We start from the raw sequence: 21,565 nt of genomic DNA, 5'->3' as shown, positions 1-21,565 counted from the left end.
GGCGATGGTGATGACGCCGTTTTCGATCTTGGCGTTGGCCGCGCCGCCCGCCACCCGGTCGGCAAATTGCACCTTGACGCCTAAGTGCTGGGCCACATCGTTTACCTGCCCGGCCACCTTCTGGTCCATGGATTTGGTATAGTCGTCCCATACCAAACCGCTGTCCTTCCCGTATACGGTGGTGAAGCCGGCCTTTCGGGCCGCCGCGTCGGCGTCGCTCCTGCCGGACTCGAATGCCGCCCCGCGCTGGGCGTCGGTCAAGGTCCGATCCTTCAGGCTGTCCAGGCTGCGTCCCGCCGCCCCGGCGTTGTAGGCGTGGGCAAAGGCCCGGTAATAGTCCGCCTCGTCCATGTCGCCCCGCCACCCGAGGCGGTATGCCTGGGCCCCATTCTCGCCAAATGCGCTCGTCAGGTCCGCGTCTTGGATGGCGGAAGGCGCGTGAAAGCCGCTCTCCCCCGCCTCGTCCCCGGTAAACCCAGCCTGCGCAGCCCCCACGGATGATTCCGGGCCGGCCTGGGCAGACTGGGTATTGCCACCGGCGGAGGAATCTGCTATAATGGGGGCAGAAGATGGTGCAACATCCGTGCTATGAACGCTGGTCGCGTGACGTCCAGCCGTGGATGTTGTGCCATCGTTCTTTTTCGTGACTTCGATAGCTTCGGGTGTGAAGTGGTACAGTCGATTTCCGCCCCCCGCCCTTTCGTCCTCCACGCGGACACGCATATCAACCAGATACGGGGCTCCGTCAATATACACCGTGGTCATGAGATGGTCATATCCGGCAATCTGCACCCGCCCACGCCGGTCGCCTTCATTGCTGAAATACACGCCATTTTGGGCAATGCGTTCCAGTTGCCCCAAAACAGCGATACTCTCCAGCGGGACCACGCGGTCCGAGTAGCTGCTGGCGGCGAAGGCGGATTCCATCTACATCTTCTCAGAGGACAACGGGAAAATGCACTTGACCGAGATGCAATACCAGAGGCTATGGAATGAATACGCAGAGCAAACTGGAATATCTACGACCGCGCACGAGCTCCAGCACAGCTCTGCAACCATGCTCTTTGAATGCGACGTAGATGTAAATAAAGGACGCGCAGGACTTTTTAGGCCATTCTACGGCGGCGATGACCCAGGATATTTACACTCATGTTCGAGATACGCATCGCAAAAAAACGGCGCAGCTCATCAATGAAAAGCTGCGCCAAAACTAACCGAAATTCTGTGTAGATTCTGTGTCGTAAGCGCTGTGAAAGAAGCGCGTTACTTCTTAAATCATCTTAAGCAAAAGGCAACCCTTGCAACCACTGAGTTTTCAGTAATTGCAAGGGTCTTACCTTATGGCGGAGAAGGAGGGATTTGAACCCTCGCTGCGGTTTCCCACACTACTCCCTTAGCAGGGGAGCCCCTTCGGCCACTTGGGTACTTCTCCAAGCCAATCGACACATATCAATATGGAAAATAAATGGCGGAGAGAGTGGGATTCGAACCCACGGCTCTTTCGAGTCACCGGTTTTCAAGACCGGCTCCTTAAACCACTCGGACATCTCTCCACAGACCGAGTACCGCCCGCGCGCCAAACGCGAGATTTACTATACCATAATTGCCACGGTTTGTCAATCATTCTGGAGAAAAAACCGGAGCCGAAATGGCTCCGGTTTTCTTTCAGGCATAGAAACTGTGGTGGCCGATGGTGGTGACATAAGGCCGGTTCCGGGCCGCCCAACTGTTGGGCGCACGGGTCGGATTCACAAAATAAAGGCTCTCGCCTCCCACCCGGACTCCCTCCAAGCAGAGCTTCGCGGCCAGGACGCTTTCCGCGTTCGGCTCCCGGTAGATAGCCCCGGTACTGGCCGGCGTAAACTGGTTCGGAGCAAACACCACGCCATAGATGGTATTCTGGAATCTGGGACTGGACACCCGATTCAGGATCACCGTCCCCACGGCCAGCTTCCCCTCCAGAGGCTCCCCGCCGCTTTCGGCGTTGATGATGTGAGACAGCCAGTAGAGGTCGTCACTGTCGTAATAGCTCTCGGCCGGCGTGATCGCGCCCGTGCCACTGTGGACCGAGATCATGCTGTTCTCCTGGTCCCAGTCCACCGAGGCCCCCATGGCCTGCGCCGCCGTCCGAATCGGCACCAGCGTACTGCTGTTCAAGGAAAGTACGCCGTCAGGTACATGCAGTGCGCGGCCATTGGCCTCAATATAGCAGTTGCCCGGCTTGGCCGTCATGGTCAGGCCGCTGGCCTGGACTACCACCTGGCTGCCGTCCCAGCACACCGAGGCGTCCGGCTGCAGAGCCAGAACGAACTCCGGAAGAGAGACATAGGTGGTCTCATGATAGACGGTCAGGTTCTCGTCGCCTACCAGCTCGCCGTCCACCAGATACAGGGGGCCGCTGGGCAGAGAAGCTGCGTGTTCCCTGCCGATTTCCGCCGCCTGGACGTCATCCAAGACAACCTGTGTGGAGAGATTCGTCACTTTTTCGTCGGTAGCGGCCTCCGCCGCCAGCGCCTTGCTTCCCAGGGGGAGCACCACCATCAGGCAAAGCATGAGACATCCTGTGCGCCACTTCATGTCACGTGCTTCCTCCTTCTGTTTGTTTTTGTTCTTCACTTTTTGTAACCAGATTGTAACCCATTTTTCAGAAAATTGCAACCCCTATTTTTTCCGACCTTCTGTCGAATGCCCCGACCTGCTGCGCCGCAACGCCTTCCCTCGTTTGCCTTCTCCCCTGTCCGACTGCTTTTTCGTTTGTTTGCACGTTAAAATCCTTCGGTCCCGAAATGACAAAAAGCAAGCCGCCGCATACGGTGGCTTGCTTTTTGTCCGTATCAAGGGGCTACCGCCCGGAAGCTGCGGCCCGTGCGTCCTCCTCCTGCACCTGCCGGTCCAGCTTTCGCATTTCCGGGAGGATAAAGAGGGCTACGATCACGCCGGAGGAAAGATCCGCAATGGGACCTGCATAGAGGATGCCGTCCAGTCCCCAGAAAAGGGGCAGGATCAGCAGCAGCGGAATCAGCAGAAGAAGCTGCCGCAGCATGGACAGCAGCGACGCCTTCAGGGGCTGGCCGGTAGCCTGAAAATAGTTGGTGGACACCACCTGAAATCCCGCGCAGAAGATGCCGAACAGATAAATGCGCATGCTGCGGACGGCAAAGTCCGTAAAAGCCGGGCTGGCCGACCCAAAGAGGCTCAGAATCACATGGGGGATGGTCTGGCACAGCAGCCAACCCAGCGTTACCGCCACCGTGGCCGCCGCAACGGCCCGGAGGTAAGCGCCTTTGACCCGATGAAACTTTCGTGCGCCGCGGTTGAATCCCAGAATGGGCTGCGCCCCCACGCCGATGCCGATGCAGAAGGCCAGCAGAATCATGGCTACCTTCATCACGATCCCCATGGCCGCCTGCGCCGTCACCGCGCCTACCTCACTGCGGCTGCCGTAATACAGCAGGGAGTTGTTCATCACAATCTGCATGATCACAGAGACCGCCTGGGTAATGCCCGCGGAGATCCCCAAGGACACCACCCGGCCCCAGATGCTCCCTTCCGGGCGCATGGCGGACAGGCGGAAGCGCATGTGCCGGCTGCGGGTGGCAAAGTAGGCCAGCAGGATCACCGCAGAGATGATCTGGGAGGTGATGGTAGCGATGGCGGCGCCCTTGACCCCCCAGTGAAACACAAAAATGTAGATGGGATCCAGCACCGTGTTCAAGATGGCGCCGATCAGTATGCCGTACATGGACAATCTGGGACTACCGTCGGTCCGCGCCATGTTGGACAGGGCGATGCCCATCATATTGAAGGGGGCTCCCAGCAAAAGGATGGAGGCGTAGTCCTTGGCGTAGGGCATCACGGCCTCTCCCGCGCCGAACACCCGGAGTATCGGCTCCAAAAAGAGCAGCCCCGACGCCAGCAGGAGCACTCCGGCCCCCAGCGCCATGACAAAGACGTTGTTAAGCGTGCGGTCGGCCTCTTCGTTCTTCCCCTCCCCCAGCTTAAGGGCGGCGTAGGCGCTGCCGCCGGAGCCAATGAGGGTGGCAAAGGCCAGCATGATCGTCACCATGGGAAAGGACACCGTGGTAGCGGCGTTGCCCAGCTCCCCGACTCCCTGGCCGATGAAAATCTGATCCACGATGTTGTAGATGGAGTTGACCAGCATGGAAATGACCGACGGAATGGAGAAGTTGAGCAGCAGCCGTCCAATGGGCTGGTAGCCCAGCGGATTGCCCGCCGCCCGCTCCTCCACGCTGACAGAACGCTCAGGGCTCACGGTCCAATCCCTCCTGTCGGATGTAGTTCAGAGCATTTTCCGCCATGTGGGCGAGCAGCTTGTCCGCCTGCTCGATCTCCTCCTGGCACATGCCCCGGGTTAGGATCCCATTCCACCGCTCCCGGGCGGCAAACACTTTCTGCACGATGGGTTCCGCCGTCGGCGTAGTGTAGAGCCGCCGCATCCTCCGGTCCTGCGGGTCCGGCTCGGAGCGGATATACCCCTCCTCCTCCAGCTTCTGCACCGCCCGGGTGGCCGTTCCCTTGTCAAACTGTCCCAGACGCGCCAAGTCCAGTACGTTGATTCCCTGGTGCTCAAAAATACGCAAAAGGAAAAACTGCTGCCCACAGCCAATGCAGTACGGGGCCAGCTCCCGGTCATAAAATCGGTTGGCCTGCCGGTAAAGGATTGAGGCGTGCCGGCCCAGATAATAGGTCTTTTTCATACTGCCCCTCTTTCATTTTTCTATCATCGTTGCATATTCAACAAAAGATAGTATATCGCCCCGTTCTTGCCCCGTCAACCGTCAATACGCCGGATGGAGGCCCCGTTTCCCATCTTGCTCCGGCAGTTCCCCCGTTTTCTCCAGAGGATTCGCCCCTTTTATCACCCAATTCCCTTTTCCGCATAGAGTGAGGTAGACCCATTGAAAGGAGCGCACGTTCATTATGGATGAATCTTTCACGCCGGGCAATCGCTCTGCCGGGCGCAATCCGCCGGACGTCCTACCGGAGATGGCGCTGCCCGCAGCCCCCCTGCCCCCTCTGGTCCCCGAAGAACCGCCGCAGGGCCCCGGGCCGGAACCGTCCGCCGCCTTCCCCTTCTTCCCCGAAGAGAGCCAGCTTGAGCCTCCGGACACGGAGAGGGAGCCGTTCTCCGTGGCCCCGCTTCCCCCCGTTACCGGCCGAACGGAATTGCCCGGGTGCCCGGCCGGCGCCCCCTCCATCCCGCCGTCCCCCCACTACTGCACGGTGCGCTTTTTCCATGCGGCGGCGGGTTTGGAGCCGGTCCGCATCACGGTAGGCCCCCTGTTGATGACCAGCGGCCTGGCTTACGGCGGCAGGACCGGCTACACACGGATCTCCGACGGCTTCCGCCTGGTCACCGTGACCAGCGCCTACACCCCTCGCACCATCCTGTTTCAGCAGACGCTGCCCTTCCGTGCCGGGGAACTCATCACCATAGCCGTGGTACATACCTCCTCTGGCCTCGACCTGCTGCGCATCTCCGACCTGCCCTGCGACAACCGCCCTGCTGGACGCGCCTGCATCCGGGCCGTCAATCTGTGTTATGGCAGCCCCGCCCTGGACATCTTTCTGGATGACGGCCGTCTGGTCTTTTCCGATGTAGGCTATAAAGAAGTCACCGCCTTCCGCCAGGCCCGTCCTCAGGAGTACGGCTTTTCCATCCTGCAGGCCGCCTGGCTGCCCACACCCTACCCCACGGATATCGAGACGGTGGGCAATCTGCCCGCCGTAGCCTCGTATGACGATTCATCCGACTACGGCGGCGTGCGTCCGCTGGCCTCCTTCTATCTAGAGGCCAAGGCCAACAGCATCTACTCTCTCTATCTGCTGGGCCGCTGGGACGGCGCCCCGCCCTTGCAGGTCCAGGTCGTGGAGAGCCTCTAATTCCACGCGCAAAAACGCGGACGGCTCTGCCGTCCGCGTTTTTCAGTCCGCAAAGGCCCCCTCAGACCTCCGCCTGGGGCTCCGCCAGCGCCAGCCCCGCGATTTCATCTACAGGCAGGGAAAACAGGATGCCCCGCGCCTGCGTGTTGATTCCTGCGGTCTTGCTCACCCGCTCCATCACCATCTGCCGGATGGAACGCGGTACCAAGATGGTTACAATTTCCTTCTCCGGGCGGACCGCCCCCTCTCCGGACCGCTCCCCCTCCTCATAGCCCAGCCTGCGGGCGTGCAGGACGGTACCGCCTCTGGCTCCCGCCGCCTGGGCGGCCTCCATCACCAGGTCGGTGCAGCCGTGGTTCACCACCACCACCACCAGGTCATTTTTCCCCTTTTCTGCCATAGACGTTCCCTCCTGTTCCCTGCCCCAGTCCTCCCGGGCCGCCGAGCGATTGAGAATTTTAGACACCACGCCACTAACGCTGGACAGCGGCATAGTAAAGATGATCCCCTTTCCAGGGCTTGACAACTGGAGCTTTTCCGCCGCCCGGACCAGTAGGCCGTGGGCCGCAGGCTCTGGGACGGCGGTGAGGAGCACGTCCTTCTGCGTTTCCCCCAGGCCCAGATAGTCCAGAATGTCGGAATTGGCTGTGCCGTGGCCCAGACAGGCATAGTGAAAGGGCAGGCCGGCGGCTTTAAACAGGTCCACGGCCTTGGAGCTCCGTCCCCGGTCCACAATGGTCACCATCAGCTTGATCACAGCGTCACCCATCGGCCTCGTCCTCCTCTGTATAGCTTATGATCTCGTCCGCGCCCTCCGCCAGGGCCAGCTCCAGCTCCTCGGGGCCGTGGGCGATCCGCCACTGGTAGACCAGGCCCAGGACCTGAATGGCGATGAGCGGCGTCATGGCCACCATGGCCACCACGCCGAAGGCGTCGGTGAGCACGTTGCCTCCCAACGCCTCACAGGCTCCCATGGTAAAGGGCAGCAGGAAGGTGGCCGTCATAGGCCCGGAAGCCACGCCGCCGGAGTCGAAGGCGATGGCGGTGAACACCTTGGGCACCTGGAAGCTGAGGCCCAAAGCGATGGCGTAGCCCGGCACCAGCAGCCACAGAATGGAGATGCCGGTCAGCACCCGCGTCAGGGCCAGGCCCAGGGCCACAGCCACACCCAGGGAGAGCGCCAGCCCCATGGCCTTCTGCGGGATGGCGCCGCCCGTCAGATCCTCCACCTGCTGGTTGAGGACATGGACGGCGGGCTCGGCCGCCACGATGAAATAGCCCACCACCATGCCGATGGGGATCAGCACCCAGCGGTAGGGCAGCCCGGCGATCTGAGCCCCCAGGTAATGTCCGGCGGGCAGGAAGCCCACGTTCACGCCGGTGAGGAACAGCACCAGCCCCACATATGTATAGAGCATACCCACCACGATCTTGATGACCGTCTTGCGCTTGAGCCGGAGGGAGACGACCTGGAACAGGGTGAAAAAGGCCACAATGGGCAGCAGGCCCAGCGCCACCTCTTGCATGTAGGCGGGCAGGCCGGCGGCAAAATACTGCCCCACATCGGCGGTGGTCTCCAGGTCCGGGATGGAGAACGGGGTATAGCTGAGCTCTGAGGTGCGGTAGCACAGCCCCAGCACCATGACGGCCAGGATGGGGCCAATGCTGCACAGGGCCACCACGCCGAAGCTGTCCTCCTCGGAGCGGCGGCCGGCATGCAGCGCGGTCAGACCGGCGCCCAATGCCATGATGAACGGCACCGTAATGGGCCCTGTAGTGACGCCGCCGGAATCGAAGGCCACCGCCAGGAACTCCTTGGGCACCAGAAAGGCCATCACAAAGACCACTCCGTACAGGACGATGAGCAGCTTATTGAGGGGCCAGCCGAACTTGGCCCGCAGCGCGGCTACCGCCAGGAACCCCCCCACTCCCACCGCCACGGTGAGGATGATGACCAGATCCGGAACAGCGGGAACCTGGCGGGCCAGCACCGTCAGGTCCGGCTCGGCAATGGTGACAAACACGCCGATGACAAAGCACAGTGGAATGATCCTCCAGAGCCGTTTCCCCTTGGAGATCTGGCTGCCGATCCCATCCCCGATGGGCATCATGGCCAGATCCACGCCCAACGAGAAGAGCCCCACGCCTACAATGAGTAGCAGGGCTCCAACCAGAAAGAGCATCAGGGAGGATACCGGCATGGGCGCCATCGTGAAGCTGAGCAGCAGCACGATGGCCGTGATCGGTACGACCGAGGACAGGGCCTCCTCTATCTTTTCCTTGAGTCTCTTATTCATTGACGCCTCCTTTACCAGAAAATATTTTGTGTTCGATTTATTTTACCATAACAGGGCTTTTTCTGTAAATCTTTACCGTGTAAATTTTGTGTAAAGAACACAGGGCCGGCTTAACCGGCCCTGTGTTTCCCTAAAAATGTTTTGTTTTCCGCCCTATTCGGTCCTTTCCCGGTCCTCTTGGATCAGCAGCTTCAGCGCACCGATGCCCACCTCAATGGCGGCGGACAGATCGTGGCTCTCGGTCTGTTCCAGACCGGCGGCCTCCCGCTCCTGGTTCCAGATCACATGGAAGCAGGAGCCGCAGCGCACGCCCAGGGCGGCGGCGCAGCAGAACAGGGCGGCGGACTCCATCTCAGAAGCCAGGACCCCAAGGCGCTTCCACGCCTCCCACTTGGCCAGCAGTTCATAGCCGACCGGCATCCGCGTCGGGTCGTGCTGGCCATAAAAGGAGTCCTTGCACTGCACCACCCCGGCGTGCCAAGGCTTGCCCAGCGCCTTGGCCGAAGCCACCAGGGCCTCCTGGACGTGGTAGTCGGACACGGCTGGGAATTCGATGGGGGCGTATTCCCGGCTGGCGCCCTCATGGCGCACGGCACCGGTGGCGATAACCACGTCGTCGCTCTTGACCGGCAGGGCGATGCCGCCGCAGGTACCCACTCGGATAAAGGTATCTGCCCCGATGGCGGCAAGCTCCTCCATGGCGATGACGGCAGAGGGGCCGCCGATACCGGTGGAGCACACCGAAACCTTTTCTCCCAGCAGCTTGCCGGTATAGGTGGTATATTCCCGGTTGGACTGCACCTTCACCGGGTCGTCAAAATAGGCCGCGATTTTTTCGCAGCGGCCCGGGTCGCCGGGCAGGATGCAGTACCGGCCCACGTCCCCCGGGGCGCATTTGATATGAAACTGCTGCTCATGCTGGTGCATGGACTCACCTCCAAAATATGCGGTCATGCCGCTGTGCGGTTGATTCTGTAGGTCTCATTATAGCGTTTTTTCCTGCGCTTTGCAAGATTCCCACCGTTTCAAACAGGCGCCCCCGGCCGGCAGGGGCCGGCCGGGGGCAGATCGGATGCATTGGATCAGGCGGCAGGGACATACGGCTCACTGTCGTCCGGCCCCTCTGGCAGCAGCGGCGCCTCGGTGGGGGGCTCTGTGGGCGGCACAGTCTCGCCGCTTCCCCCGCCGGAGCCCGCCTCCGGCCAGCCCACGGGCCAGGTGGCGGGGTCATACGGGTCAAACTTCTCCCATTCCTCCACCGTGGGGTAATCCTCCGGGCCCGGCCAGGTAGCGGGATCTCTCGGGTCCACCACCTTGGGCGTCTCGGGCGCCACGGGCTGCGTGGTGTGCAGATCGCAGTAGGCCGCCTGGCCCAGATTGTCCAGGTACTCCTTCAAGAAGATGTTGTCCGACACGCTGACCGCGCCGATCCCGGCCGCATTCAGGTTTTCCCGCCGCGGGAAGTCCACCACCGACACCTCCATCTGGCTCTCCTCCGGGCAATAAGGGCCTGCCAGATGGAACACGCCGGTGGAATTGCCCTCCGCGTCCTTAATGGGGGAGTTGGAGCAGATGGTGATGGGGACGTGGTAGGTGCAAAACTCGGTCGGCGCGTCTCCGGCGGCCAGGGTCACGCTGACCACCCGTTCCCCCTGTCCGGTGACGGTGCGGATATCCTTGTTGCAGTACTCGGTAGCCTTCATACCGCTGTCCTTGCAGACCTGTACCGTCACGGTCTGCACGCTCTCCGGCTTGGCAAAGCTCCTATTCTCCAAGCCCTCGTGGAGCTGGCTCATCACCTTGCGCCACAGGCCGATGGAGGGGTTGTTCAGGGAAGAGCCCAGCCGCTCCTGCTGGTCGTAGCCCGTCCACACCACCGCGGTGTAGTAGGGCGTGTAACCCGCGAACCACAGGTCCTTCCGGCTGGAGGTGGTGCCCGTCTTGCCCGCCATGGACATGCCGTCAAACCGACCGCTGGAGCCAGTGCCGCCGGAGGTCATGACGCTCTGGAGCATGGTGTTCATATACCACGCGGTGGACTCCTTAAGCACCGTATGGGTCTCTGGCTGGTTGTCCAGCAGGACCTCGCCGTTGGAATCCAGCACCTTGGTGTAGGTGCGGGACTCAATATACACGCCGTTCCGGGGAAAGGCGGAGTAGGCGGCCGCCATCTCCCGGACCGTCACACCGTTGGTCAGGCCGCCCAGGGCCAGGGGGGCGATGTCGATGTCGGAGTAGGTTTGGCCGTTGATCTCCTTGGACTCCACCAGAGTGGTGATGCCGAAGCCGTTCTCGCCGGTCAGGTACTGATAGGCCAGCTCCGGGGAGCTGTAGTTGGCCATGATCTTGACCGCCACGGTATTGACCGAGCGCTTGAGGGCGTCGGACACCATAGTCAGGCCCCGGTAGCCGGCGGGCGTGTTGATGGGCCAGCCGCCCGCCCGGCTGTTGTTGTACGGCGAGTCGTCAATGACAGTGGCGGGGGTGATGAGTCCCATGTCGATGGCCGGTCCGTAGACCGACAGGGGCTTGATGGAGGAGCCGGAGGGCCGGACCGCCTGGGTCGCGCGATTGAAAATCAGGCTGCTCTCCTTCTCCCCCATGCCGCCGGAGAGGGCGGCCACATTGCCGGTGGCGTTGTCGATCACCACGATGGCGGACTGGAGCTGCTGCCCGTCGTTGGAGATGTAGGGCAGGTTGTCCAGGTTTTCATACACACTGTCCACCGCGGCCTGGGCTTTGGGGTCAAAGGTGGTATACACCGACAGGCCGCCGCTGTAGAACATCTGCTTGACGTACTCCTCCGACCAGCCGTTGCCGCTGTCCACCAGATCCTGAATCACGTCCCGAATCACCTGGTCCTGGAACCAGGTATACACCACCTTGGGCTTGCTGGTGTCCTCGCCCCGGACAAAGACCAGCTCCTGGGCCACCGCCGCGTCGTACTCCTCTTGGCTGATGTAACCCTGATCCAGCATCTGATAGAGGATGTTCTCCTGGCGGTTCTTGTTGCGCTGGACGTTGGTCACCTTTTCGCCCGTCTCCGGGTCGGTGATGATCAGGTCCAGGTAGGGGTCATAGATGGAGGGGTTGTTGGTGATGCCGATCAGGCTGGCGCACTCGGCCAGCGTCAACTCGGAGACGTCCTTGCCGAAATACTCATAGGAGGCCGTATAGACGCCCCGGCAGTTCTCCCCCAGATAAATATAATTCAGGTACCACTCCAGGGTCTCCTCCTTGGAGTGGTTGCGGTCAAAGTCCAGCGCCCGGAAGATCTCCAGGATCTTCCGCTTTACCGTCACCTCGTCCTGCTCAGTCACATTTTTGATGAGCTGTTGGGTGATGGTGGAGCCGCCCTGGATATCGCCGCCGGTGAACATGGTGAGCACTCCTCGGGCGGTCCGGAGCCAGTCCACGCCGTGGTGGTCGTAAAACCGCTTGTCCTCGATGGCCACCGCCGCATGGACCAGGTTTTCCGGGATATCCGCATAGGACACCCATTTGCGGTTCTCGTCCCCGTGGACGGTCAGCCACTCCACGTCCGCGCCGGTGTTCGGATCCGTGTAATAGATGGTGGTGGACAGGTCCACGGAAAACTTGGTCAGGTCCAGCGGCGCCTGCGGCATGATGACCGTCTTGATGTAGACGGCCGCAAAACAGGCCAGGATGGCGCCGGTGGTGATACCGATGAGCAACAGCGTGCCCAATACCTTCAAAATATTCAGGGCGATCTCTGCTCCGGCGGCCCGTTTCCTGCGCCTCCGGCCGGGACCCGGGCTCTGGGGCGTGTGGTTTGTCTCTGCCAAATAAATAACCTCCGTTCCCGGCGGTGCGCCGCCGTACGGTCCTATACATACGTTCTCTGTCCGGTCCGTGCAGACCCGCGGTCCGCCGTACAGCCGCTTTGCCCGCATGGGGGCATATAAGCATTCCGCCGCGGCGGAATCTTTTTCCGCCACGGCGGAGCCCGCGTCGAGGGCGCGGACCTTGCTGTTATTATAGCATATTTTGTTGATTTGTCCACCCTAAAAAATTCCATTTTTTGGTGCAGATGCCGCCGGGTCGGAAAATTTGGTATGTCCCCCACTTGCATTTTTTCCGTCTCCGGGGTAGAATAAGGCCAAGAACAGAAGGGACGGTGCCACCATGAGCGACGAGTACGGCGGCAATTTTATCACCCTCACCGATGAGGACGGACACGAAATCGAATTGGAGCACTTGGACACCATCGAGTTCAACGGCTCCGTCTACATGGCCTTCTTCCCCGCCGAGTACGCGGACGAAAACGGCCAGCCTCCCGCCGATGAGGAAGAGGACGCCGGCCTCATCATCCTGAAGGTGGTCTCCGTGGACGGTGAGGAACAGCTCTCCACCCTGGACAGCGAGGAAGAATTGGAGGCCGTCTATCAGCAGTTTATGGAGGAACTGTTTGAGGACGAGGACGAATAAGGGCGTTCAGACGCAAATCACTCCTGCTCGGTGCGTGATGGTTTCTTTTTAAACCCACATCTCTGAAACGGGACGCCCCCCTCGCGCCGTGGCTTGCAGGCCTCCCGGCACAGGCTTCGCCTGTGCCGGAAGTTGGAAGCAGTAAAGCGGCGCGGAGGCGACCCACCTGCCGTTGCGTGCAGGTTTTAATCAGGGCCACACGGCCAGAGCGGGAGCTTTTTTCTCTTCTTCTCCGTCTTTATCTACGGACGATAAAGGCGGATTTTTCTTGCCCAAACGGGGAAATATATTTTGAACGTTCTGTAAAATATCGGCATTCTCTCCGCCCGGAGCGTGTTTTTAGGCTTGAAAGCCATGTCCATATCCTGTATAATGCACTGATGTGTACTGAACAACAACGAGAGGACTGAAATACATGAGCGCATCCAGAGAAAAAAAGCAGCGTCAGGGCGATGGACTCAGCGAGAAGCAGCGCCGCGAGGCGGAAGAGGCCCAGAAGGCCCGCAGCAAGAAGATCCTCTACACCGTCATCGGCATTGTCTGCGCTGTCCTGGTCATCGCACTGCTGGTTTGGAATTCGAACTTCTTCCAGCGGCGCACCGTAGCCGCCACCGTGGGCGACAAGCAGTATACCGTCGGCGACGTGGCCTTCTATTACAACAACGCCAAGCAGACCATTCGCAACTACGCCAACTACGGCCTGGTCACCTACAACGCCTCCCTGGCCGACGACCAGCAGACCATCGACGACACCACCGCCCAGAACCTGAGCCTGTATGTGGGGCTCACCGCCGAGGCCGGACAGACCTACGCCCAGTTCTTCCAGGACCGCGCCCTGGAGGCCCTGCAGAACGAGGCCCTGCTGTGCGCCGCCGCCGCTGAGGACGGCTACACCCTCTCCGACGCAGGCAAGCAGAGCGTCGAGGAGTCCGTCACCAGCTACAAGCAGTCCGCCACCGATTACGGCTATACGCTGGCCGCCTATCTCCGCGCGGTCTACGGTCCCTATATGACCGAGAGCACCTTCCGTGAGCACCTCACCAACTCCACCTTGGCCAGTGAGTACGCCCAGCACTATCAGGAGAGCCTTACCTACTCCGACGAGGAGCTGACCGCCTACTACCAGGAGCACGCCGACACCATGGATACCTTCGACTTCCGTGCCTTCTATATCAGCGGCGCCCCCGCCGCCAAGACGGATGCCGACGGCAACACTGTGGAGGCTACCGACGCGGAGAAGGCCGCCGCCATGGGCCTGGCCAAGACCCAGGCCGACGCCATGCTGCGCCGGCTCCAGGACGGCGAGGCATTCAACGCCGCCGCCAAGGACTATGCCGCAGAGGACGCCAAGGCCAACTATGACGACCCCGACTACAACCGGCAGACCCGGCTGGGCAGCGCCGTCGCCTCCTATGATTACGCCGAATGGCTGACCGACTCCGCCCGAAAGGACGGCGACGTCACCGTGGTGGAGAGCAGCAGCGGTTACTATGTGCTCCAGTTCCACGGCCGCTGGCTGGATGACACGACCCACTATTCCGCCGATATCCGCCATATCCTGGTCATGGCCGAGACCGGCGAGCCCGTCCAGAACGAGGACGGCACCACCACCACGCCCGAGCCCACCGAGGAGCAGTACGCCGCTGCCAAGGCCAAGATCGAGTCGATCCAGGCCGAGTTCGAAGCCGGCGATCGGACGGCCGACTCCTTCGCCAAGCTGGCGGAAACCTATTCCGAGGACCCCGGCTCCAACACCAACGGCGGCTTCTATAAGGTGACCCAGTCTACCAGCTTCTTCGCCGATTTCAAAAACTGGTGCCTGGACGAAAGCCGCCAGAGCGGCGATCTGGGCGTCATCCAGAACACCCAGAGCAGCCAGTGGGGCTATCATCTGATTTACTTCCAGGACTGGGGCCCCCTGGTCTGGAAGAACACCGCCCAGTCCGCTCTATCCAGCGCCGACACCAACGCCTGGATCGAGAGCCGGATGCCCTCCTACCCCACCGCCGCGGTGGAAAAGGGCATGGCCAAGGTCATCGGTTAACTCCCATACCGCGGTTCCCGCAGAGGCAGGCACCTCTGCGGGAACTTTTATCATGGAGGCGATCTTATGTCTGAAGCGTTTCTCCGGGCCGAGATGCTGCTGGGCTCCGAAGCTATGTCGGTCCTGTCCGGCGCCCATGTGGCCGTGCTGGGCCTGGGCGGCGTGGGCAGTTGGTGCGCCGAGGCTCTGGCCCGCACCGGCGTGGGGGCTCTCACTCTGGCCGACCACGACACGGTGGGGCTCTCCAACCTGAACCGGCAGGCGGAGGCGCTCCACTCCACCCTGGATCAGCCCAAGGCTCAGGCAATGGCCGCCCGGGTGCGGGACATCAACCCCGCGTGCCGGGTTACCCCCCTCTCCTTTCTCTATTCCGCCGAGAGCCGGGAGGAATTTTTTGCAGGGCAGTTCGACTATATTGTGGACGCCATTGATCTGGTATCCTGCAAGCTGGACCTGATCCAGACCGCCCTGGAACGGCAGATCCCCATCCTCTCCGCCCTGGGCACCGGCAACAAGCTGGACGCCTCTCTGCTCCGGGTCAGCGACATCGAAAAGACCGAGGGCTGCCCGCTGGCCCGGGTGGTTCGCAGAGAGCTGCGCCGACGAGGCATCCGTCACCACAAGGTAGTCTGGTCCCCAGAGGAGGCCCGCAGGACGGCTCAGCCGGAATCCCCACCCCCCGGCCGCCGCAGCGTCCCCGCCAGCGTAGTGTGGGTCCCCGCCACCGCCGGACTGCTGCTGGCCAGCGAGGTAGTCCGGGACCTGACCGGCGTCCGGTGACAGCCGCTTTCTTCCTGTGCTGGGAATAAAACATCCCCCCATTGGCAAACTAAGGCCAATGGGGGGATGTTTTTTTATGGAACGAAAACGAGCCTGGCTGGCTCCCGCGGTAGCGGGCGGGCTCGCCGGCATCGCCAACGGCTTTTTTGGCGGCGGAGGCGGCATGGTGCTGGTCCCATTTCTCACCCGGCGGTGCGGGCTGGACCAGCGGCGGGCCTTTGCCACCTCAGTAGCTGTTATCCTGCCGCTGTGCATTCTGTCCTCCGTCATCTACTTTTTCCGGGGTGGGCTGGACCTGACGGCCGCCCTCCCCTATCTGGCGGGCGGCCTCCTTGGCGGCTGGGCAGGCGGCAAGCTCTTCCGACGCGTCAACATGATTTGGCTGCGCCGGGCATTTGCCCTGCTCATCCTCTACGGCGGCGCAAAGTCGCTTTTCGGCCTGTGAGCTGGCTCGTCCCGGTCCTGGCCGGTGCCGCGACCGGTGTACTCTCCGGCTTCGGCGTGGGGGGCGGCACCCTGCTGCTCATCTACATGACCGCCTTTGCCGGGGTGGAACAGCATCTGGCCCAGGGCATCAATCTGCTCTACTTCCTCCCCACCGCCGCCACTGCGCTGCCCGCCCACCTAAAAAACGGTTACGTGGACAAGCCCGCCGCCCTCCCCGCCATCGCGGCTGGACTGGCCGGCACCGCCTTGGCCGCCTGGGTGGCCACCGCCCTGGACGTGACCCTGCTCCGACGCTTTTTCGGGGCCTTCCTGCTCTATATCGGCGTGACCGAGCTGTTCCGGAGGGCCCCAAAGGAGTCCGACTCCGAAACAGATATTCCCCCAGGATCGGCGTAGCGCCGCTACTCCCGGGGTTCCATTCGCTTTCTGGTCAAATACCCCTCCAAAATCAGTGCAGCCGCCACCGCGTCCACATTTTTCCTGTGGCTCTTCATCTTCTTCCCGCCGGCATGAAGGATGGCGTGGGCTTCGATGGTGGTGCGGCGCTCGTCCCAGAGCACCGGCGTCAGCCCCGCCGCCCCGGCCACCTGCTCGGCAAAGGCCCGGTACCGCTCTGCCCGGGGGCCCTCGGTCCCATCCATGTTCCGGGGAAAGCCCAGGACCAGCTCCTCCACGCCGTGCACCCGGACCAGCCGGGCAATCTCCTCCGCCACAACTTCCGGCCTGCGGCTTTGGATGACCGCGGTGTGCCCGGCCAACAGGCCGGTCGCATCTGAAATGGCGATGCCCGTCCGGGCGTCGCCGTAGTCAATTGCCATGATACGCATCATTTCACTCCTTTTTCCTCCATTATCAGGGCAAAACCCCGGATTGTCAATGAAAATTCCCCTTGACGTTTCCCGTCAAATGTGGTACTCTAATCTTACCTATGAAAAGGGCTCTTTTTTTGTGCGCATTTTTACGGTGTATGCGGGCAAAACCCTTCCCCGCCTCAGGCGGACATAGGGAGGCAGACAATGCCGAATCCTCACCGTAGCGTCTCGGCGCCTATGCGCGCCTTACGTTGCTGGATTCGGCGGACAAGGCCGGGTCCGGCGTTTTTTATGTCCGGAAGCGGTCATATATTAAAGGAGGTGCCGAAACATGGCAAAGGCCGGCGCGCGGGTGAAGATCACCCTGAGATGCTCCGAGTGCAAGCAGCGCAACTATGTCACCAACAAGAACAAGAAGAATACCCCCGACCGTCTGGAGCGGAACAAGTACTGCCCCTTCTGCAGAAAGCACACGCTTCACACCGAGACCAAGTGATGAGCTGCGGAAGTGTCACAAGAAAGAAGGGTGTAACTGAATGTCTGAGAACGAGAAGATCGAAAAGGCCACGACGGACGAGGAGCTGACGACCGCGCCCAGCAAGCCTGCGAAGGCTCAGAAGGACAAGAAGGACGATAAAAAGTCCAAGCCCGGCATCTTCCAGCGCATCGGACGCTGGTTCCGCGAGATGAAGAGCGAGCTGAAAAAAGTCGTTTGGCCCAGCGGCAAGCAGACCGTGAGCAACACCATCACCGTCATCGTATGCGTGATCGTGGTGGGCGCCTGCATCTGGATTTTCGACGGTCTGGCCGGCGCCATCGTGCGTGCGCTGCTGGCTCTGGCCGGCAAGGCCTAGGGAGCGGGTCATGGCTGATAGCGCGAAGTGGTATGTGGTCCATACCTATTCCGGTTATGAGAACACGGTCAAGGCCACCATCGAAAAGCATGTGGAAAACCGCAACATGCATGATCTCATCGACGAGGTGAAGATTCCCCTGGAAACCGTCACCGAGATCACCGACAACGGCCCCAAGGTCGTGGAGCGCAAGGTGTTTCCCGGCTATGTGCTGGTCAAGATGATCATGACCGACGAGTCCTGGCATCTGGTCCGCAACGTCCGCGGCGTCACCGGCTTTGTGGGCTCCGGCACCAAGGCCATCCCCCTCACCGAGGACGAAATTTCCGCCTTGGGTGTGGAGAAGCGGGAAGTGGTGGTCGCCTACGCGGTCGGCGATACCGTCAAGATTACCGACGGCGCTCTGGAGTCCTTCCTTGGTGCCGTGGAGGAGATCGACCTGGACCGCAGCAAGGTCCGCGTGGTCGTATCCATGTTCGGACGGGAGACCCCGGTAGAGCTGGAGCTGGACCAGGTGGAGCCCGTCCAAAGCTGAACCCGGGCGCGTAACGCGCCCTCCCCCCGCACGTGGGAGGAATCCGTACCGGATTCCGTCCGACCACATTTATTCGTAGGAGGTGCTCATTGTGGCACAGAAAGTAACTGGTTACGTAAAACTGCAGATTCCGGCCGGCAAGGCGACTCCCGCTCCTCCCGTCGGTCCCGCTCTGGGCCAGCACGGCGTGAACATCGCCGCCTTTACCAAGGAGTTCAACGAGCGGACCAAAAATGACGTGGGCCTCATCATCCCCGTGGTCATCACCGTCTATGCCGACCGTTCCTTCACCTTCATCACCAAGACCCCTCCCGCCGCCGTGCTCATCAAAAAGGCGTGCAACCTCGAGTCTGGTTCCGGCGTCCCCAACAAGACGAAGGTCGCCACCATCAGCAAGGAGGACGTGCGCAAGATCGCCGAGACCAAGATGCGCGATCTGAACGCCTCTTCCATCGAGTCCGCCATGAGCATGATCGCCGGCACCGCCCGTTCCATGGGCGTCGTGGTCGGAGAATAAGGGAAGGAGGGAAATACGATGTTTAGAGGTAAGAAATATCAGGACAGCGCAAAGCAGATCGATAAGGCCATGCTGTATGACACCGCCGAGGCCATGGATCTGGTGGTCAAGACCGCTCCCGCCAAGTTCGACGAGACCGTGGAGCTCCACGTGAAGCTGGGCGTTGACTCCCGTCACGCCGATCAGCAGGTCCGCGGCGCCATCGTCCTCCCCCACGGCACCGGCAGGACCCAGCGCGTGCTGGTCTTCGCCAAGGGCGACAAGGCCGAGGCCGCCAAGGCCGCCGGCGCCGACTTTGTGGGCGAGATGGACATGGTTCAGAAGATCCAGCAGGAGAACTGGTTTGATTATGACGTGGTGGTCGCCAGCCCCGACATGATGGGCGTTGTGGGCCGTCTGGGTAAGATCCTGGGCCCCAAGGGCCTGATGCCCTCTCCCAAGGCCGGCACCGTCACCCCCGATGTGGCCAAGGCCGTCACCGAGATCAAAGCCGGTAAGGTGGAGTATCGTCTGGATAAGACCAACATCATCCACTGCCCCATCGGTAAGGTCTCCTTTGGCGCCGAGAAGCTGGCCGAGAACTTCAGCGCTCTGATGAGCGCCATTGTCAAGGCCAAGCCCGCCGCCGCCAAGGGTCAGTATATCAAGAGCTGCGTGGTGGCCTCCACCATGGGACCCGGCGTCAAGGTCAACGGCGCCAAGCTGATGTAAGGTCCGGTATTTTCCAAGGAACATACCCTGGCTTAAACTTGCTCTGTTTTTCTTGACAAGCCGACCAAAAGCTGATATATTATATTTCGCGTTCCAGAGACAGCAGGTGGGGTCATTCCCCGTAAATCCTGCCGAGGAAGCCAGTCGAATGTTTTTTCGTGCTGTCTTCATGTCTTGGACGTGAAGACAGCACTTTTTTGTGCTTTTGACGGAGGTGAAACAATATGCCGAATGCAAAGGTACTCAGTGAGAAGCAGGCCATCGTGGCCGAGTTGACCGAGAAGCTCCAGGGGGCCGCCGGCGGCGTCCTCGTGGACTATAAGGGCATCACCGTGGCTGAGGATACCGCTCTGCGCGCCGAGATGCGCAAGAACGGCGTGGACTACGCGGTCGTCAAGAACACCCTGACCCGGTTTGCCGTAAAGAACGCCGGTCTGGACGAGCTGGAGCCCGTCCTGAACGGCACCACGTCTCTGGCCGTCTGCGCCAATGACCCCGTGGCTCCCGCCAAGGTGGTGGCCGAGTTCGCCAAGAAGATGAACGGTCAGAAGTTTGTCATCAAGGCCGGCTTCGTGGATGGCAAGGTCATCGACGTGGCCGGGGTCAATGCGCTGGCCGAGCTGCCCAGCAAGGAAGTCCTGCTGTCCATGCTGCTCAGCGCCATGCAGGGTCCCGTCCGCGGTCTGGCCGTCTCCCTCGACGCCACCATCAGCGGTCTGGCCCGCGCACTCCAGGCCGTCGCCGATCAGAAGGCCGGCTAAGGTACGTGCTCTTTTTCCCAGGTTGCTCAAATGAAACAAAACAACATTTTGGAGGTAAATATCATGGCTAGCGAAAAAGTTACTGCTATTCTGGAAGAGATCAAGGCTCTGACCGTTCTGGACCTGTCCGAGCTGGTCCACGCCATCGAGGATGAGTTCGGCGTTTCCGCCGCCGCTCCCGTAGCCGTCGCCGCTGCTGCCGCTCCTGCCGCCGCTGCTGCTGCTGAGGAGAAGACCGAGTTTGACGTCGTCCTGGCTGAGATCGGCGCTGAGAAGATCAAGGTCATCAAGGCCGTCCGCGAGATCACCAGCCTGGGCCTGGCTGAGGCCAAGGCTCTGGTCGAGGCCGCTCCCAAGGCCATCAAGGAGGGCGTCTCCAAGGATGAGGCCGAGGAGCTGAAGAAGAAGCTGGAAGAGGCCGGCGCCAAGGTCGAGCTGAAGTAAGTTTCTTTCCCCCGTATAAAAAGAGGTCCGTACCCATTTGGTGAACACCGATAAGGAAGTATCAAAAACATATAAACTTAACGGCTGACAAACAGGTGCAAAAAGGGTATCGCTCATAATACAGCGATACCCTTTTCCTTTTATTTGCTCGTTCCATCTACATAAATATCTAGAAAAGCATTAAACACTCTATCCTCAACTGCTTTCTTGATATTTCTTAGATTGTTATATTGAGATAATTCAGATAGTTCTAAACTAATATCTTGAATATTGACTTTTCTCCCAAAGTTCTTTTCCAACTTTTCAATTAAGCGAAGTGCCGTAACTTGTATGTATTGCTGTTTTTCTTCTATAGGCAAATCAACAAAATAATAAACCATATCGAACCTAGACTTTAAGGAATCAGGAATTTTCTTTGAATATTCACTCTGGGTCATATTTGAGGTAAAAACTATAATGTACCCATTAAGATTGTGCTCTGTGCCGTGTCGATCCGTAAATATACCATCTTCCAACAATTCATAAAAGAAATTGTAGACGCTTGGAGTCGCTTTCTCAAACTCATCAATGAGTATAATTTTTGTTTTAGATGTAGTTATCTTGTTGATTAGCTCCCCACCTTCTTCGCTTCCAACATACCCAAGTGGAGAACCTATTAGACTATTTAAAACTCCTTCTGTGGAATAATTGCCAAAATTGATTTTTATTAGTGGCTCTCTTGGAAACATTGTTTCTGATATAAACTTAGCGAATTGCGTCTTTCCAATTCCCGAATTTCCACATAACATAATTGATAATATTTTCTGTTCGCCCATTCTGTTAAGGAAAAAGAATTTGAGCAGATTTTTGTGGAAATCTTTTTTAAACTCATCATGTCCTCTGAGCTTTTCACAGATTTTTTGAGAGAGTAAGGATACCTCTCCAACATCAATTTGCGGAGGTTCTTTTATGAAATCATTCTCATCTTTTTCCTCATTGATAGGCTTTTTTTCAATGATCCAAAAAGGAAA

23 protein-coding genes, 2 tRNA genes, 1 other RNA gene and 1 other annotated feature are annotated in these 21,565 nt (G+C 60.0%); of the genes, 14 read left to right on the top strand and 12 right to left on the bottom strand.

Translation table 11 applies throughout. From position 1 onward, the window contains the following. From B3H64_RS04680 to B3H64_RS04655, 6 genes are all read right to left on the bottom strand, one after another. On the bottom strand, positions 1 to 927 hold a 927-nt coding region (locus tag B3H64_RS04680; RefSeq protein WP_286733374.1), incomplete at its 3' end, for a hypothetical protein. 414 nt (positions 928 to 1,341) lie between these two features. Continuing rightward, positions 1,342 to 1,432 (bottom strand) — tRNA-Ser (locus B3H64_RS04675). Positions 1,433 to 1,466: 34 nt separating this feature from the next. Continuing rightward, positions 1,467 to 1,553, bottom strand: a tRNA-Ser gene (locus B3H64_RS04670). A gap of 112 nt (positions 1,554 to 1,665) precedes the next feature. Further along, positions 1,666 to 2,577: a cell wall hydrolase gene (locus B3H64_RS04665; RefSeq protein ID WP_242853716.1), complete on the bottom strand. Its 912-nt coding sequence runs from the start codon at positions 2,575 to 2,577 to the stop codon at positions 1,666 to 1,668. Between the two features lie 265 nt (positions 2,578 to 2,842). Further along, a complete protein-coding gene (locus B3H64_RS04660; RefSeq protein WP_050618217.1) occupies positions 2,843 to 4,273 on the bottom strand; it encodes an MATE family efflux transporter in 1,431 nt (476 codons plus the stop codon). Further along, on the bottom strand, positions 4,263 to 4,718 hold the full coding sequence (locus B3H64_RS04655; protein ID WP_050618216.1) for a MarR family winged helix-turn-helix transcriptional regulator: 456 nt from the start codon (positions 4,716 to 4,718) through the stop codon (positions 4,263 to 4,265). Before B3H64_RS04655 ends, B3H64_RS04660 begins: the two co-directional genes overlap by 11 nt. Before the next feature lie 223 nt (positions 4,719 to 4,941). Between B3H64_RS04655 and B3H64_RS04650 the strand changes: the two genes are divergently transcribed. Beyond that, on the top strand, positions 4,942 to 5,904 hold the full coding sequence (locus tag B3H64_RS04650; protein WP_286733370.1) for a DUF4397 domain-containing protein: 963 nt from the start codon (positions 4,942 to 4,944) through the stop codon (positions 5,902 to 5,904). Positions 5,905 to 5,965: 61 nt separating this feature from the next. On the opposite strand, the gene B3H64_RS04645 is transcribed toward B3H64_RS04650, so the two are convergent. The 4 genes from B3H64_RS04645 to B3H64_RS04630 form a co-directional block, all read right to left on the bottom strand. Next, on the bottom strand, positions 5,966 to 6,673 hold the full coding sequence (locus B3H64_RS04645) for a hypothetical protein (RefSeq protein WP_050618214.1): 708 nt from the start codon (positions 6,671 to 6,673) through the stop codon (positions 5,966 to 5,968). Further along, the gene (locus B3H64_RS04640; protein WP_286733369.1) at positions 6,666 to 8,201 is read right to left on the bottom strand and encodes a DUF1538 domain-containing protein; all 1,536 of its coding nucleotides are present in this window, start codon (positions 8,199 to 8,201) and stop codon (positions 6,666 to 6,668) included. The genes B3H64_RS04645 and B3H64_RS04640 overlap by 8 nt, the downstream gene beginning before the upstream one ends. Before the next feature lie 153 nt (positions 8,202 to 8,354). Next, positions 8,355 to 9,128: a uridine phosphorylase gene (gene udp / locus B3H64_RS04635; RefSeq protein ID WP_050618212.1), complete on the bottom strand. Its 774-nt coding sequence runs from the start codon at positions 9,126 to 9,128 to the stop codon at positions 8,355 to 8,357. Between the two features lie 155 nt (positions 9,129 to 9,283). Beyond that, on the bottom strand, positions 9,284 to 12,007 hold the full coding sequence (locus B3H64_RS04630; protein ID WP_286733367.1) for a transglycosylase domain-containing protein: 2,724 nt from the start codon (positions 12,005 to 12,007) through the stop codon (positions 9,284 to 9,286). Between the two features lie 340 nt (positions 12,008 to 12,347). Between B3H64_RS04630 and B3H64_RS04625 the strand changes: the two genes are divergently transcribed. From B3H64_RS04625 to B3H64_RS04600, 6 genes are all read left to right on the top strand, one after another. After that, a complete protein-coding gene (locus tag B3H64_RS04625; protein WP_050618210.1) occupies positions 12,348 to 12,650 on the top strand; it encodes a DUF1292 domain-containing protein in 303 nt (100 codons plus the stop codon). 17 nt (positions 12,651 to 12,667) lie between these two features. Further along, positions 12,668 to 12,869: non-coding RNA, 6S RNA (gene ssrS / locus B3H64_RS04620), on the top strand. Between the two features lie 196 nt (positions 12,870 to 13,065). Next, positions 13,066 to 14,694, top strand: a complete 1,629-nt coding sequence (locus tag B3H64_RS04615) for a peptidylprolyl isomerase (RefSeq protein WP_050618209.1) — start codon at positions 13,066 to 13,068, stop codon at positions 14,692 to 14,694. A 66-nt stretch (positions 14,695 to 14,760) separates the two neighbouring features. Beyond that, positions 14,761 to 15,474, top strand: a complete 714-nt coding sequence (locus B3H64_RS04610) for a tRNA threonylcarbamoyladenosine dehydratase (RefSeq protein ID WP_050618208.1) — start codon at positions 14,761 to 14,763, stop codon at positions 15,472 to 15,474. Between the two features lie 76 nt (positions 15,475 to 15,550). Continuing rightward, positions 15,551 to 15,919, top strand: a complete 369-nt coding sequence (locus B3H64_RS04605; protein WP_050618207.1) for a sulfite exporter TauE/SafE family protein — start codon at positions 15,551 to 15,553, stop codon at positions 15,917 to 15,919. Further along, complete coding sequence (locus tag B3H64_RS04600) at positions 15,916 to 16,317, top strand: sulfite exporter TauE/SafE family protein (protein ID WP_050618206.1); 402 nt, start codon at positions 15,916 to 15,918, stop codon at positions 16,315 to 16,317. The genes B3H64_RS04605 and B3H64_RS04600 overlap by 4 nt, the downstream gene beginning before the upstream one ends. A 5-nt stretch (positions 16,318 to 16,322) precedes the next feature. Here B3H64_RS04600 and ruvX read toward each other — a convergent pair whose 3' ends face one another. After that, a complete protein-coding gene (gene ruvX, locus B3H64_RS04595; RefSeq protein ID WP_050619573.1) occupies positions 16,323 to 16,748 on the bottom strand; it encodes a Holliday junction resolvase RuvX in 426 nt (141 codons plus the stop codon). A gap of 316 nt (positions 16,749 to 17,064) precedes the next feature. Between ruvX and rpmG the strand changes: the two genes are divergently transcribed. The 7 genes from rpmG (at position 17,065) to rplL (ending at position 20,555) form a co-directional block, all read left to right on the top strand. Continuing rightward, on the top strand, positions 17,065 to 17,229 hold the full coding sequence (gene rpmG, locus B3H64_RS04590) for a 50S ribosomal protein L33 (protein ID WP_033119311.1): 165 nt from the start codon (positions 17,065 to 17,067) through the stop codon (positions 17,227 to 17,229). A gap of 40 nt (positions 17,230 to 17,269) precedes the next feature. Then, positions 17,270 to 17,587, top strand: coding sequence for a preprotein translocase subunit SecE (gene secE / locus B3H64_RS04585; RefSeq protein ID WP_050618205.1), 318 nt, complete (start codon positions 17,270 to 17,272; stop codon positions 17,585 to 17,587). A gap of 10 nt (positions 17,588 to 17,597) precedes the next feature. After that, a complete protein-coding gene (gene nusG, locus B3H64_RS04580) occupies positions 17,598 to 18,122 on the top strand; it encodes a transcription termination/antitermination protein NusG (protein ID WP_050618204.1) in 525 nt (174 codons plus the stop codon). A 91-nt stretch (positions 18,123 to 18,213) separates the two neighbouring features. Next, complete coding sequence (gene rplK / locus B3H64_RS04575) at positions 18,214 to 18,639, top strand: 50S ribosomal protein L11 (RefSeq protein WP_050618203.1); 426 nt, start codon at positions 18,214 to 18,216, stop codon at positions 18,637 to 18,639. Between the two features lie 18 nt (positions 18,640 to 18,657). Then, positions 18,658 to 19,350, top strand: a complete 693-nt coding sequence (gene rplA / locus B3H64_RS04570; protein WP_050618202.1) for a 50S ribosomal protein L1 — start codon at positions 18,658 to 18,660, stop codon at positions 19,348 to 19,350. Between the two features lie 75 nt (positions 19,351 to 19,425). After that, positions 19,426 to 19,558: a sequence feature (ribosomal protein L10 leader region), on the top strand. Between the two features lie 16 nt (positions 19,559 to 19,574). Continuing rightward, complete coding sequence (gene rplJ / locus B3H64_RS04565) at positions 19,575 to 20,111, top strand: 50S ribosomal protein L10 (protein ID WP_050618201.1); 537 nt, start codon at positions 19,575 to 19,577, stop codon at positions 20,109 to 20,111. Between the two features lie 63 nt (positions 20,112 to 20,174). Then, positions 20,175 to 20,555: a 50S ribosomal protein L7/L12 gene (rplL, locus tag B3H64_RS04560; protein ID WP_050618200.1), complete on the top strand. Its 381-nt coding sequence runs from the start codon at positions 20,175 to 20,177 to the stop codon at positions 20,553 to 20,555. Between the two features lie 140 nt (positions 20,556 to 20,695). Here rplL and B3H64_RS04555 read toward each other — a convergent pair. After that, positions 20,696 to 21,565 (bottom strand): AAA family ATPase (locus tag B3H64_RS04555; RefSeq protein ID WP_286733343.1); only part of this gene is annotated, 870 nt, incomplete at its 5' end.

The organism is Intestinimonas sp. UBA1698 (assembly GCF_002320075.1).
Lineage (GTDB): Bacteria > Bacillota > Clostridia > Oscillospirales > Oscillospiraceae > Intestinimonas > Intestinimonas massiliensis.
This window is presented reverse-complemented; position numbering and strand designations above follow the sequence as displayed.

Bases quoted from the DNA above. Each gene is read 5' to 3' on its own strand.
- nusG (WP_050618204.1), top strand. From the start codon at position 17,598: ATGGCTGATAGCGCGAAGTGGTATGTGGTCCATACCTATTCCGGTTAT.
- B3H64_RS04640 (WP_286733369.1), bottom strand. From the start codon at position 8,201: ATGAATAAGAGACTCAAGGAAAAGATAGAGGAGGCCCTGTCCTCGGTC.
- udp (WP_050618212.1), bottom strand. From the start codon at position 9,128: ATGCACCAGCATGAGCAGCAGTTTCATATCAAATGCGCCCCGGGGGAC.
- rplL (WP_050618200.1), top strand. From the start codon at position 20,175: ATGGCTAGCGAAAAAGTTACTGCTATTCTGGAAGAGATCAAGGCTCTG.
- B3H64_RS04645 (WP_050618214.1), bottom strand. From the start codon at position 6,673: ATGGGTGACGCTGTGATCAAGCTGATGGTGACCATTGTGGACCGGGGA.
- B3H64_RS04615 (WP_050618209.1), top strand. From the start codon at position 13,066: ATGAGCGCATCCAGAGAAAAAAAGCAGCGTCAGGGCGATGGACTCAGC.
- B3H64_RS04650 (WP_286733370.1), top strand. From the start codon at position 4,942: ATGGATGAATCTTTCACGCCGGGCAATCGCTCTGCCGGGCGCAATCCG.
- rplA (WP_050618202.1), top strand. From the start codon at position 18,658: ATGTTTAGAGGTAAGAAATATCAGGACAGCGCAAAGCAGATCGATAAG.
- B3H64_RS04605 (WP_050618207.1), top strand. From the start codon at position 15,551: ATGGAACGAAAACGAGCCTGGCTGGCTCCCGCGGTAGCGGGCGGGCTC.
- B3H64_RS04610 (WP_050618208.1), top strand. From the start codon at position 14,761: ATGTCTGAAGCGTTTCTCCGGGCCGAGATGCTGCTGGGCTCCGAAGCT.
- B3H64_RS04625 (WP_050618210.1), top strand. From the start codon at position 12,348: ATGAGCGACGAGTACGGCGGCAATTTTATCACCCTCACCGATGAGGAC.
- ruvX (WP_050619573.1), bottom strand. From the start codon at position 16,748: ATGCGTATCATGGCAATTGACTACGGCGACGCCCGGACGGGCATCGCC.
- B3H64_RS04655 (WP_050618216.1), bottom strand. From the start codon at position 4,718: ATGAAAAAGACCTATTATCTGGGCCGGCACGCCTCAATCCTTTACCGG.
- rpmG (WP_033119311.1), top strand. From the start codon at position 17,065: ATGGCAAAGGCCGGCGCGCGGGTGAAGATCACCCTGAGATGCTCCGAG.
- secE (WP_050618205.1), top strand. From the start codon at position 17,270: ATGTCTGAGAACGAGAAGATCGAAAAGGCCACGACGGACGAGGAGCTG.
- rplJ (WP_050618201.1), top strand. From the start codon at position 19,575: ATGCCGAATGCAAAGGTACTCAGTGAGAAGCAGGCCATCGTGGCCGAG.
- B3H64_RS04665 (WP_242853716.1), bottom strand. From the start codon at position 2,577: ATGAAGTGGCGCACAGGATGTCTCATGCTTTGCCTGATGGTGGTGCTC.